Here is an 11,518-nt window from a genome sequence, read left to right as displayed (position 1 = left end):
AGCCGCTATCCAAGATATGGCTTTTGACGAGTGTCGACCCTCGCATCTGCCATGGGCCACAGAAGCTCAAGCACGATGGACTCGTGCACGTTTGTTAGCTAACGTTAGAACCTAACCAAACAATACAAACAAATTTGTTTGTTAGTTTGGTATAGCGTTACTATGCTGTCTTTCTTCAATCCGGAGGCGGCCATGGCGGAACGCAGATTTACAGACGCAGAGGTCATCGCCGCCGGCGAACAGCTGCTGGCAGGTGGGCGCAAGGTCAATGGCTGGGCGCTACGGACCACCCTCGGCGGGGGTCGCCCCGAAACGCTCCTCAGCGTCTGGCAGCGACACCACACTGGGGTACCGGGTGGGGCCATCCCAACTAGGCCACTGCCAGAGGAGGCAACGGCGATCATCGAAACCGCGGTCGCCAAGCAGACCAAGGCAATGCAGGATGCACTGGCCGGCGCCCTTGACTTGGTAGCGGCTGCGGCGCGCAAAGAGGTCGTGCTCGAGCTTGAGCAGGCGCGGCAAGAGATCGCTCGCCTGGAGGCTGAGCAAGACGATGCCAGTGCCGTGCTCGAAGGCCTTGAGGCCGATCAGGAGCGCAGTCAGCAGCAGATGGACGGGTTGGCCAACGAGCTTCAACTGAAGGAAAACCAGCTCAGTGCGATGGCTGAGGAGAACGCCAGTCTCGCCGAACGGCTTGCCGAGGCGGAGGGACAGGCGCAACTAGCTAGGGACCAACTTGCCGAGAGCCAGACCGAACTAAGCTTGGCGCTCGCCCAGAAGGCTTCCGCAGAAGCGGCGAGCGCGGAGCATCAGCGTTCTGCTTCCGCAGCTGAGGAGCGTCTTGCTGATACCCAGGTCGAGCTCCGTGAAATGCGCAATCGGCTTGCCATCGCTCGCTCCGAGGCTGATAGCGCCGCGGGGCAGATCCAGGAAATGGAGCGTACGCGCGCTCAGGATCTCGAGATCCTCACCGAACTGCGGGTGGAGAATCGCGCCCTGGGTGACAAGCTTGCCCGTGCCGACGCTGGCCGGGAAGCCGCAGAGCGCTACTTGGAGCGTGTCTAGAAAGATAGCAGTGCCCGAATCGCAGTGTTGGACCGCCAGCTTGCCAAAGCGGCTGCGAAAACTGCTTCGAGGGGGACCGGTAAGGCACCCCGGGCAGCTAGCCCTGCTGCAGGGGAATGAGGGTGGCTGACCAGTTCGAAGGCTTCCACGTTTACGGCGGGTCTGCCGCGCTGAAGTTCGAGGTGGTCCTGAACCAGGCGCAGGAGACCGTGCTCGCGGTGGACGGTGCCGGGCGTAAGGGATCCAGTGAAAAATTCGACTGGTCTGAGAAGCTGACGCTTCAGATCACACCTCGGGAAATGCCGGCGTTCATGTGCTGCGTCCTGGGAATCACGCCGACGTTCGAGGCGCGCAATCATGGGGCCGCCGGCGATAAAGGGCTAACCCTGGTCAACCAGCCTGAGCGTGGTGTTCTCTACCTCCGCCTACTCCAGCAACGCCTATCGATCAACGTGCCGATCACCGCGGACAAGGTCTTCCATCTTGGCGCGCTGGGCATTCGGGTGCTGGCCATGCAAGTCCATCTGGACGTACCGACATGCCTGGCGATGTTGCGGGGTACGGCGGGGCGACTGCTGGTAGCGCAAGGACGCGAGTAATCCAACACGGCCGCTGTTGAGCAAGCCGGCGCGAACCAATACGTGGCGGGCATCCAGATGCCGGGTGACCTTGTCGCTGTCGTCGAGCAGGAGCTGCAGCTGGGTGGCCAGGGCCGCGAATGGCGTCGGGTACCTCAGATGCTCCACTACCTGCCAGGGGCGATAGTGCACGCCGACGCTGGCCAGCGCCGGCACGATATCGCTCACTCCGGATAGGGCGCCTTGGCCCTGGCGCTCGCCCAGGTATGCCGCGAGTGCGCCGAGGCGACGGCTCAGCGCTGCGGACGGGGCTGCGCTGGCGCTGGTGTTCTGGACTGGCCACCGGGCTTGAGCGTCGTTCACCACCCGCTATTGGCGTCGACGGGAAAGACCTGGTCACTTCTACGGCAGACAGGCACAAAAAAACCGCCCGAAGGCGGCTTTTCTGATGGGAATGCTCAGGCGGAGTGCATGCGCTCGCTTGCTGGCGCCTTTTTCTTTTTGGCGTTCACCGGGCCAGCCAGGGCGCCACTGGGCTCCAGTTCAGCACCACGGGTGACGGCAACGGCGAGCATCCGACGCTGCGAGACCGAGAGCTTGGAGCCAAGACGTAAACTGGCCAGCTCCCAAATCGCAGACAAGCGCTTGTCGTGAGCAGCGTTGCCGGAATCGACTTTATCGGATTTGGACATTTGCACCTCCAAGGGGGCGTTGTCATTCATGCTAAGACGGTTAGACAGCCTTGACAAGTTGATTGTCCGCATCGTAGTCGAAGCCAAGCTCCTTGTAGAGCGGCACGGCGCCTGGTAGCGGTTCTGGTATCAGGATCTTCTCCAGACCGATGAGCCTGGCATAGTTTTCGATCGCCACGAGCATCAGGGAAGCCACCAGCCCCTTGAGCGGATGCTGCTCATCAGGATGCCCCTCAAGCAGCATCAGCTTGATGCGGACCTTGCTCTTTTTCGGAGTGGCAAAGCACAGGCCGCACAACGTCTGATCGTGCCAGAGCGATAGGCTGATCGCCTTCGGATGCCCTCTACCCCGTCTTGGCACATCGCGCCACTGCTTGCGAAAGTCACTGCTTGACCACTCCTCCATTTTCTTGAGCGCGTTATGGTCGATGCTGTCGTATCTGATCAGATGGTGGTCGACGACGGCGCCGATTATCTCGGGCGCCTCTTTGATTTGCTTTTCCGTATATTGGCGGACTACCTCCGCGATAGCCCGGTACTGCTTGCGCACATTTGGCGGTCGGTTTGTCATTCGAGCAATCTCACCTACAGCAGCAGGGCAGTTTGAGTTAGGTCGGGATCACTTCCAAGGGGCGGATGGCTGATAGCGAGGCGAGCATGCGGTCCGCACGCAGCGGAATTTCCTATCGCAGCCGTGCCCGGGGCCCAGGCGAGAGATCTAGCTGTAGCGTACATGCTGCTGCCGAAATGCAAGGCCGGCCAGCCGGTGCGGTAATTATACCACCCCTTTACATATCCTCAAACCCAACCCCCCTGCACCCCCTGCACCCCCTGCACCCCCTGCACCCCCTCCGCCCGGGCTCCCCCCACCGACCACTTGCGCCCCGCGCGCTACAGAAGGGAAAGGGAAGGAAAAGAGAGAAGGAGAGAAGGAAGGAAAGGGGCCAGGGCGGCTCAAGGGTGGAAGGGGGAGAGGTTAGATAGGGGCTTGGGTTGTACAGGGGTGGTATATTTTAGTAGTTGGGAACGTCGCCCGTGAGGAGGGCACCGCCATGTACGAAGGGATCCAGCGTGCGCACCAGGTGCTCGTCGAGCAGTTGGCCAACTTCAACTCGACCTGGCCAGGGTTGGTTGTCGACGGCCGCGTGTGGCAGGTGCCGCTGCTGAACGAGCAGAAGACGCCCGACGTCCTCGAGGTCCAGGAGGTCGACGGCCAGGCGGCGATCGCGCTGGCCACCGCGGCCTTGGCCAGCCACCAGCGCGACGTTGGCCAAGCCGCCGGCACCGTCATGCGCCTGCCGGGCTACTTCCGCCTGCAGGCGAGCGTGCTGCCGCAGGTGTTGGCCATCAATACGAGCAAGCAGGTGGTCACCGACGAGATCGAGGCGCTCCGGCTCGCCCTGGGCTACACCCCCGAGATGCGGCCGCGGTTGCTACGGCGCGCCCTGGGCGCCGGCGTCACCACCAAGCAGCTGCAGCGCACCATCCACGCCTTCGACGGCGCACCGCGGCGGATCTCGTTCACCTGGGCTGGCCACACCACAAGCAACCAGCGGATACCGGTGGCCACCGTGCGCGAGCAGCTGCAGGCGGAGGCCGAGAGTAGGGCGCAGCAGCAGGGGATACCGATCGAGCAGACGCCCGAGTACCAGGATCTGCGCACGATCGCGAACCTGGCGGACGACCAGGTACTGATCAAGCACAAGGTCGTGGCGCCGCATCCACGCTGCACGCTCTGGTTCGGTGAGCGCGGCGAGAAGTGGGATGCCATCATCAAGGCCAACCTGCCGGTGTTTGTGCTCGCCGGCGACGCCGAGCCGAAGGTCTCGGCGCTGCGCGACTTCGATCGTGCGGCCCGCGGCCGCCAGCGCGGCGATGTGAAGGCGCGGGCGGAGGTCTGGGCTGAGCGCAACCTCTACCTGCCCACCGGTGGCCAGCTGATAGATGTGGAGGAGGGTGGTCGGGTAGCACTCAGGACGCCTTCGACGTATCGCCTCGGCGGCGTTACCTATGAGACGTAGGTCTGGCTCCCATGGGGCAGTCTTGCAAGCAACAGAGTGAAGGTTGCCAGCGAACAGCAAAGCACCAATTACGCTAAATGCCTACGTCAATTTGCGAGCAATAGGTCGTCCCGCTTATTCTCGGCCGCACTGCCACTTCATCATCAGATGGACCAACGGATAAGATTATGGATGAGACGCTTGCGTACCTCGAAGACCGCTACAAAGAAGAGCAAGCTCGCTTCGATCACTTCGAGAATAAATGCGCTAAATTCTTTACTGCGGTATCCGTTGTCATAGCGGCACTAACCGCCTTCGTCACATCAAAAGGGAAGCTGCTTTTCGGAATGACACACGCGATAGACGTCATCACGATGGCCTGCTTTCTTGCGGCTGCGCTCTGCATAGCCTGCTCATGGGGCCACGCCTTAAGCGCCCTGAGGATACAAGAATGCCCTACACTGCCATATCGGCGAGAGACGTTGCAGTGGATGCTGAACGCGGATGAGGAGCGACGGAAGCAATACATATACGACTGCCACATTGACACGCTAGAAAAATTGAAGGACGTTATCGATAACAAATCGAAACCGCTGGATTTCGCATACAGTGAAATTGTCTATGCAGCATGGGCACTATCGCTGTTGGCAATCACATTGTTAGCAAAGGAGCTTCTGATATGAGTGACGGGCAGAAACCAAAGAATCAAGAGCACAAGACTCCTCCGCCACCAACGACGGACTACCATCGGCGCTCTGAGGAGCCACCGCTAAACAAGAAAGATAAGTCTGGTAGGAATTAAACGTCGCGTGTCTATTGACGTGGATCTACGGCCGCTAACGCACGCCTTGAGCGTCCGTAGCGCGTGATCCACTCCATCGACAGCTCGCCGCAGCGGATCGCCTTCACCTGCGTTGGCCACGCCGCCACCAACAACCGTTCGCCAGCAGCTATAGGCGGTGGCCATAAATAGGGCGCAGCAGCAGGGGCCCCAATCGGGCAGACGCCCGAATACTAGGATCTGCGCACGAACGCGAACCTGACCGACGACCAAGTGCTGATCAAGCAAAAGGTCGTGGCTCCGCATCCGCAGCGCACGCTCTGGTTCGGCGAGCGCGGCGAGCATGGGATCCCATCATCAAGGCACACCTGCCGGTGTTCGTGCTCGCCGGCAACGCCGAGCCGAAGGTCTCGGCCCTGCGCAACTTCGATCGTGGCGCGCGCGGCCGGCAGCGCGGCGATATGAAGGCGCGCGCTGAGGTCTGGGCAGATGCCCACCGGTGGCCAGCGGCCGCAGGACAGCGCCCGACCTGCGCTCCTTACGCCCTCGACCTATCGGCTCGGCGGCATCGCCTATGTGGCCCAGGGCAAGCCAGGCGCTCGCAAGGGGGATAGCATCGCGACCAGGTTGCATTTCCACCGCGTCGGATACGTTCTGCTGAGGCACCCAGTTTCCCCATCCAGCGGACGATCACATGACCAGCTACGGCTTCAAGAAGCGACCCGGTACCGATCTTAGCGACCCTGAATTTGTGCTTCAGCACCGCGGGAAGCCGACACGCGTCCAGATCCAGGACTCATCCAGCTGGGGCGGCGCCTATGCGGTGTCAGTTGACTATCTGGATGACGAGGCCGAGCCACATCTCCTGTGGGTGGCCCGTCCATCGCAAGCTTTGCTAAGGCAGCGCGTGTGGCTATCGGCCATTTCGAGGCGAACCTTCTAGCACGCGATCAAGGCGCCGCGGCTGGCACAGAGCCTGGCTCGCATTAGCGGCGGCCTGGAGCACGGAGGGAAGGGCACATCAGCGGCGTGAACGGCGGCTAAGCGACCCTTGCGTTTTTAGGACCTGCGATACCATAGGTCTATCGAATCAGGAGGTGCATCATGCATCCGATCATTGCCGGGGAAGTGCGTAGGGCGGAAGCATTGCTGGAAGGTTACCTCGCATTTCCTCCAGAAAGCATTGAATTGGAGCATGTAGACCTTGATCGCCTTCAGCGCCTGCCGCAAAGAATCAAGGCCCCCTTATCTAATTTGCAAATTCTTGTTCAAAAGCGACATTTGTCTCAGCGAGACATGGCGATCGCGGTAAATCTTGTAGATGAACTAAGCAATCAAGTTTCGAAGGCAGATGTCCACCCTCGGCTAGAAATACTACGCAATATTGATGCAGCACTGTCTAAAAACAGGCTTTCTCATTTCATGAGATTTGTGGTGCCAATGATATTGGCAGCGATGGGAATGGTATATTGTCACGTTGGCAATGTAGAAATCCGGGATGTATTTTTTATCAGCGGACTGACAGTGCTGATGTTGATTCTAGTTAACAGCTATCTAGCGGCAAGACCCCATGGCACGGTGCTGGCATGTGCATTTTCCTTAATTGCCATCGGCGGCAGTCTAGCTGCTTTCATATATGAAGCTCCTGCAAAGATGTCAGGGATATACCTATTGATTTCCGCGTTTATTTTTATGATTGAACTCATAAAAGGGATATCCAATCAGCCCACCAGTTTCGACGCCAGCAAAATTCCGGTCTACGAGTATACTGCTCATGAGCAATTTTTGTTTACTAAAGACAATGATCATGCGCAGGTAATTCGAAATCTGTCGGGTGAGTCTTAAATAAAAGCCCGCCATATGGCGGGCTTTTATTCTTTCAATTGCCTCGCGGTATTGAGTGTAGAGACAATTCACTTTCAGCGTTACCTAAGCGATTTAGTGTCATAACATCGCCAAGCGCTCCATCGCCGTTATTCGCAACTCCAGCCTGAATCAATTTTTGGTACATCCCGGCAGCCACCTCTTTGTCTATGTGATTATTTTCCACGTAGTTATTCCAGTCTGCCGTGATTTTCTCATCATTGACTTTGCCTATCTTCGCACCCGCATAAACAGCCGCCTGCTCAGGCTCCAATCCTAATCTTTTCTCGCCATGTTCCTTATAAGCCTCATAAGATGGCTTCAACCCGGCCCAATCTTTAGCGGTATTGATGATCGCACTTGGATAGACACCTAGGGCCGACTCGTTACGATTATCTACATCCCTGGCAGTATCGCGGAGTCGACCCTCGGCCTGATGTCTAGCCTCTTTGTTCGCTTGGCCTGCATAGGCCTGAGCGTCGTTCTCTACCGTCGCACCGTGCTTATGAAACGCGGCTCCAACCTGCGCCGTTGCAGCGGGGCCTGAAGCCCGCGCATACCCCGAATCAAACTGACTATTAAAGTTACTCCCAGAGACTTGATGTCCTGCACTCCTGGTTTCTTGATCAAGCCTCTCCGTGTTCACGCCATTTATGTTCGAATAATCGCTAGGTTTGAGCTGCCCAGGGCTTGCGTACTCATCGTGCGTTGCTGGCGCGCGGGTTAAAGCCCCTAGATCGTTATTCTTAGCTAACGTCAGCAAGGCTGCACCAACATCGCGCCGATCCGAATCGAGCATGCTCGCATTCTGCGCGACGTTCTCGCGAAACTGTTCCGGGTATTTGTTCATTGCTTCGTTAACCAGCGTATTTGCTTTGCCCTCGCGGATTGCCCTACCAGCCCACGAGTCGACGGAGATCGTCTCATTCAACCCAGCCGACTTGCTGAATGCAGCAGTCTGCGTGTATGCCTTCTGATCAGAAATGGCCTTTTGCGCACTTCTGCTAAGACTTTCTTGGTCTGGTTGCGAAAGGCTCAAACGCTGATTGTTTTGGAAACTTTCAGCCGCTCTGAAGCCTTCAGTCTTGTCGATAGCATTGCGTACCGTTTCGCCTAGACCGGCAGCCTTACTTTGAGATTGCGAGGAATCGACCTTCTGAATTATTGAGTCTGTCGACGTTTTCGATGTTTGGCCTACCGCGCTGATGTTTGCACTCAAGGCGCCATTACTCGCGCCTGCGGATCCACTGGCGCCGAGTGTTCTTTGAGCGACTTCCGCGTCAATCTGGTTATCGGTCATTCCCTCAGCGCGTAGCGCCTGGACCTGCTTTTGGAAATCCGCGTTCTGAGAAAGTCCGAACGTATTTTGAAGCGACCGCCCAATCTCCGCTTGCTGAGCGATGCCTTTGGCATTTTCGAACTGTTTAGCGTAGGTGCTCATCAACTGCTTGCTGAACGCCTCCGAAGACTGCTCGGCTTGTACTCGTTGGCTTTGTTCGGTCTGGGTCAGTCCTTGCGAAATAGCGATGCTACCGCGTTGATTCTCTGACCCAGTTTTGCGCAGACCCTTATCAAAATCGTCGGTCGCATAGGGTGTTGTCTGCAGACCCGCAGACGGTGTAACAACGTCAGGCGATACGATCTTCTCGTTGATCTGATCGGAGCCCCCGAGACGCTGAGCCATACTGGTAAACGCGACCGCGCTACCGGTGACTAGGAACATGCTGATCACTGGTACCGAGGATGCCATCAAGCCGGCAACGCCGATCGCGCTGTCCAGGGCAGGCATCATCTGCTTCATCATCTCAAACGAAAGTGCATTGCCGTCCGTGACACTGCTAGTGGTCGCGAGCAGGCCCTCCATCACCGTGCCGGTGTACCAGTTGGTATAGAGATTGACGATGGCCAACATGGGTTGCCACAGCATCATCCAGCACAGCATGGTGATGTACTTGGTGATGAGGTTCATCCCGAAAGTGCCCATCACCAGGAGGAACGCCATCATCGGGGTGATGGCGTAGATGAGGCCTTCGAAGAACGTGAGGAACGGCCGGACGTAGCGCGTGAACATCGAGCCTTCGGCAGCCCACTGAGTGGCTTGCTGCGCCTGGGCCTGGCTGAGCATGATGGCGTATGCGCCTTGCTGATCCTCGAGGGCCTTCTGTGCCGGCGCTCGCTCGAAGATCGGCAGCAGCACGGAGGCCATGGTGAAGGCACGAGCGTCTGCCACTTGGAGATTCAAGCCGCGCAGCGCGTCGTCCACCCGGGTGGTGACATCGTCACCGGTGACGGTCTTGCCGGGCTTCTGGAACGCCAGCTTCGCCACATCATCCATGATGCCGCTCTGCGTGGAAGCGCTGAGGGCTTTGAGCCGGGTGTGCGCTTCGGAGCAGGTGTAATAGGTACCAACGCCGGTGTTGCCCTCAAAGATTTCGGTCCCGTATACCTGGCTTTCGAACCTCATGGCATCGACGGGGTTGTTGCTTCGCATCAGTGTCCCGTAGGCGGCCACGTTGCGGCCCACCCCAACCAGGGTGCATTCCTTGATATAGGTCATCCACGACCGTACGAAGTCTCCGCCGGCCCGGGTGTCACCCATCACAGACGGCATCGCCAAGACATTGCGGGTGGCGCCGCGCACCTTCATCAAGGTCGTGAGGGGGTCGGCGAACCCGTAGGTGGTCATGGCCGGTGTGGAAAAGGCCTGCTCCATCTCCCTGGTCAGCTTGTAGCCAATGTTGGACACCACGGATCCTACGAACAGCGGTCCGATCGGCACGTTGTCGACGACCACGACTGTGCCGTCATAAACGTCTTCCACGACCGCCCGGCCGGTGGGGCCGTAGAGCGCCATGTACAGGATCAGGGCCACGCCCACCTGCTGGAAAGGGATAGCCTGGTTCTTGAATACCGCTTGGAAGCCGAGGAAGAGGGTGCCGATCAACAGACCGACCTTGGCCAACGATTCGATGCTGCCCGATCCCGAGATCATGGCCACCGCGTTGAGGATGCTTTCGAGGTAGGTCGCCGAACCGACCGAGTAGATCGAGAACTCCATTACTGAGCTCCCTGCACAGGTTTTTCGACGTTGATGAATGCGGCGGGCGTGGGCAGCACCTTCATGCGCGCCTCGTAATCGAGGACCAGGTCGTTTTCGTTGCCGTAGCGGCTCAGTAGCGCCTGGTGCTCCTGTACCAGACGATCCCGTGCGGTACCGATAAATTCGCCGGCAGGTTTGCCTAGCTTGTCGACCATCTTGCTGCGGGTGATCACTGTCTCAGCCGTGTCGATGTAGGACTTCACCAGCGAATACGCGCCTTCGAGCGCGAGCATCTTCGCGTGGGCAGAAACGAAGCCGCGGGCCATCGATTCGCTACCCTGCGACAGGCGCTGGACCATCCCGGCAAAGCCCGGCTTCTGCATCATGTTGAGGATGGCTTGCTCATCGTTGGTGAACGTCCCTGTATTGGTCGCCCACTTGTTCACGATCCCGACGGAGCTCGTCGAGCCGTTGAATCCTTTGATGATCTTCTCCGCCAAGCCGTCGAAAGCGATCGACTGAGTGCTGGGCGTAAGGCACGCGGCCTTGTCTCCGCCGCACGAGTAGATCTGCACCGTCTCGGTCTTCTGGCCCTCGATGATGTCCTGCAGCGCGATGCCGGTGGGCATCACCGGCTTCGTCTCGGGGACCTGCCCCTTGCCATCGGCCGCGTCCACCAGACCGGTGATGACGACCGAGCCGGTGAAGGACATGATCATCTCGTCGGTCTGCTGAGATCCGTACTTGAAGAACTGCTGGCTGTTGTACTGCTGCATGGCGCACCAGACGACGTTGCCGGTGTCCTCGCAACTGACGAAGTTGCCGGCCTTGCTCTTTTCTTCCGTCGGCGACTTCGAGTTGGTGCTGCCGGAGAACAGCGAGCCGAAGCTGTCAGCAAGGCCTTTCACGGTGTTCCCCGTGGCCGTCTGCATGTTGTCCTTGCCCTCGAACGCGGAGAACGCGTCCGTCACCAGGCCCTGGGCGAGCTGGCAGCTATTGGACATGAGGCCGTTGAGGTCCTGCATCGTCTCCTGCAGGTTGGCGATGGTGTTCTCCACCGTAGGCCCCATGGCCTTGAGCGCCAGCTTGAATGCATAGCCCGACGCTACGCCGACCGAGTTGGAGGCGATGGAGCGCAGCGACTGAACGAACTGCTGCGCGTTGATGAACGAGAAGGAGCCGGCGAACATGTCGATGCCGCCGCAGCCGGCCTGGAAGGAGGGCGGTCGGAAGGAGACCACCGGCGCCGTTGCGATCTGATTCCGGATCCGCATCGAGCCACCGCTGACCACGCCCCGGGTCGCCGTCTGGTACATACCCGGGTCGGTGCTGTTGGACATCGAGTTAAACATCGAGTCCAGCTGGCTCTCGATGTTGGCGTAGGCGCCCAGGGGGGCGAGGGCCGCAACCAGCACGGCTGCGCACAACGACTGCTTACTGCTGCGCCTCATGGGGCACCTCTCCATCTATGGTCTTGCGGGCGAGCTTGCGGCGCATGC

9 protein-coding genes are annotated in these 11,518 nt (G+C 59.0%); 5 read left to right on the top strand and 4 right to left on the bottom strand.

Features of this window, described 5'->3' with window-relative positions; genetic code table 11:
* The first annotated feature begins 162 nt into the window (after positions 1–162).
* Positions 163–1,065 (top strand): DNA-binding protein, encoded by a 903-nt coding sequence (locus PVZ77_RS18830; protein ID WP_273808290.1) that lies wholly within the window; start codon positions 163–165, stop codon positions 1,063–1,065.
* A gap of 116 nt (positions 1,066–1,181) precedes the next feature.
* On the top strand, positions 1,182–1,664 hold the full coding sequence (locus PVZ77_RS18825) for a hypothetical protein (protein ID WP_273808473.1): 483 nt from the start codon (positions 1,182–1,184) through the stop codon (positions 1,662–1,664).
* 437 nt (positions 1,665–2,101) lie between these two features.
* On the opposite strand, the gene PVZ77_RS18820 is transcribed toward PVZ77_RS18825, so the two are convergent.
* On the bottom strand, positions 2,102–2,335 hold the full coding sequence (locus tag PVZ77_RS18820) for a hypothetical protein (protein WP_273808474.1): 234 nt from the start codon (positions 2,333–2,335) through the stop codon (positions 2,102–2,104).
* A gap of 40 nt (positions 2,336–2,375) precedes the next feature.
* Positions 2,376–2,885 carry a hypothetical protein gene (locus tag PVZ77_RS18815; protein ID WP_273808475.1) on the bottom strand — a complete coding sequence of 170 codons (510 nt, stop codon included), beginning with the start codon at positions 2,883–2,885 and terminating at the stop codon, positions 2,376–2,378.
* Positions 2,886–3,387: 502 nt separating this feature from the next.
* On the opposite strand from PVZ77_RS18815, the gene PVZ77_RS18810 reads away from it, so the two are divergent.
* From PVZ77_RS18810 to PVZ77_RS18800, 3 genes are all read left to right on the top strand, one after another.
* A complete protein-coding gene (locus tag PVZ77_RS18810) occupies positions 3,388–4,356 on the top strand; it encodes a DNA replication terminus site-binding protein (protein ID WP_273805345.1) in 969 nt (322 codons plus the stop codon).
* A gap of 167 nt (positions 4,357–4,523) precedes the next feature.
* On the top strand, positions 4,524–5,018 hold the full coding sequence (locus PVZ77_RS18805) for a hypothetical protein (protein ID WP_273805346.1): 495 nt from the start codon (positions 4,524–4,526) through the stop codon (positions 5,016–5,018).
* 1,202 nt (positions 5,019–6,220) lie between these two features.
* Positions 6,221–6,961: a hypothetical protein gene (locus tag PVZ77_RS18800; protein ID WP_273805347.1), complete on the top strand. Its 741-nt coding sequence runs from the start codon at positions 6,221–6,223 to the stop codon at positions 6,959–6,961.
* A gap of 34 nt (positions 6,962–6,995) precedes the next feature.
* Here the strand turns inward: PVZ77_RS18800 and PVZ77_RS18795 are convergent, their stop codons facing one another.
* The gene (locus tag PVZ77_RS18795; RefSeq protein WP_273805348.1) at positions 6,996–10,037 is read right to left on the bottom strand and encodes a conjugal transfer protein TraG N-terminal domain-containing protein; all 3,042 of its coding nucleotides are present in this window, start codon (positions 10,035–10,037) and stop codon (positions 6,996–6,998) included.
* Positions 10,037–11,470, bottom strand: a complete 1,434-nt coding sequence (locus tag PVZ77_RS18790; RefSeq protein ID WP_273805349.1) for a conjugal transfer protein TraH — start codon at positions 11,468–11,470, stop codon at positions 10,037–10,039. Before PVZ77_RS18790 ends, PVZ77_RS18795 begins: the two co-directional genes overlap by 1 nt.
* Positions 11,471–11,518 lie beyond the last annotated feature (48 nt).

It is taken from the genome of Pseudomonas sp. SHLD1 (genome assembly GCF_028640935.1).
Taxonomy (GTDB): domain Bacteria; phylum Pseudomonadota; class Gammaproteobacteria; order Pseudomonadales; family Pseudomonadaceae; genus Chryseomonas; species Chryseomonas aestiva.
Note: the sequence above shows the minus strand (reverse complement) of the source record. Positions and strands in the feature narration are given on the sequence as shown.

Excerpts from the sequence above, each read along its gene's own strand:
- PVZ77_RS18790 (WP_273805349.1), bottom strand. The coding sequence starts at position 11,470 with ATGAGGCGCAGCAGTAAGCAGTCGTTGTGCGCAGCCGTGCTGGTTGCG.
- PVZ77_RS18810 (WP_273805345.1), top strand. The coding sequence starts at position 3,388 with ATGTACGAAGGGATCCAGCGTGCGCACCAGGTGCTCGTCGAGCAGTTG.
- PVZ77_RS18795 (WP_273805348.1), bottom strand. The coding sequence starts at position 10,037 with ATGGAGTTCTCGATCTACTCGGTCGGTTCGGCGACCTACCTCGAAAGC.
- PVZ77_RS18820 (WP_273808474.1), bottom strand. The coding sequence starts at position 2,335 with ATGTCCAAATCCGATAAAGTCGATTCCGGCAACGCTGCTCACGACAAG.
- PVZ77_RS18800 (WP_273805347.1), top strand. The coding sequence starts at position 6,221 with ATGCATCCGATCATTGCCGGGGAAGTGCGTAGGGCGGAAGCATTGCTG.
- PVZ77_RS18830 (WP_273808290.1), top strand. The coding sequence starts at position 163 with ATGCTGTCTTTCTTCAATCCGGAGGCGGCCATGGCGGAACGCAGATTT.
- PVZ77_RS18805 (WP_273805346.1), top strand. The coding sequence starts at position 4,524 with ATGGATGAGACGCTTGCGTACCTCGAAGACCGCTACAAAGAAGAGCAA.
- PVZ77_RS18825 (WP_273808473.1), top strand. The coding sequence starts at position 1,182 with ATGAGGGTGGCTGACCAGTTCGAAGGCTTCCACGTTTACGGCGGGTCT.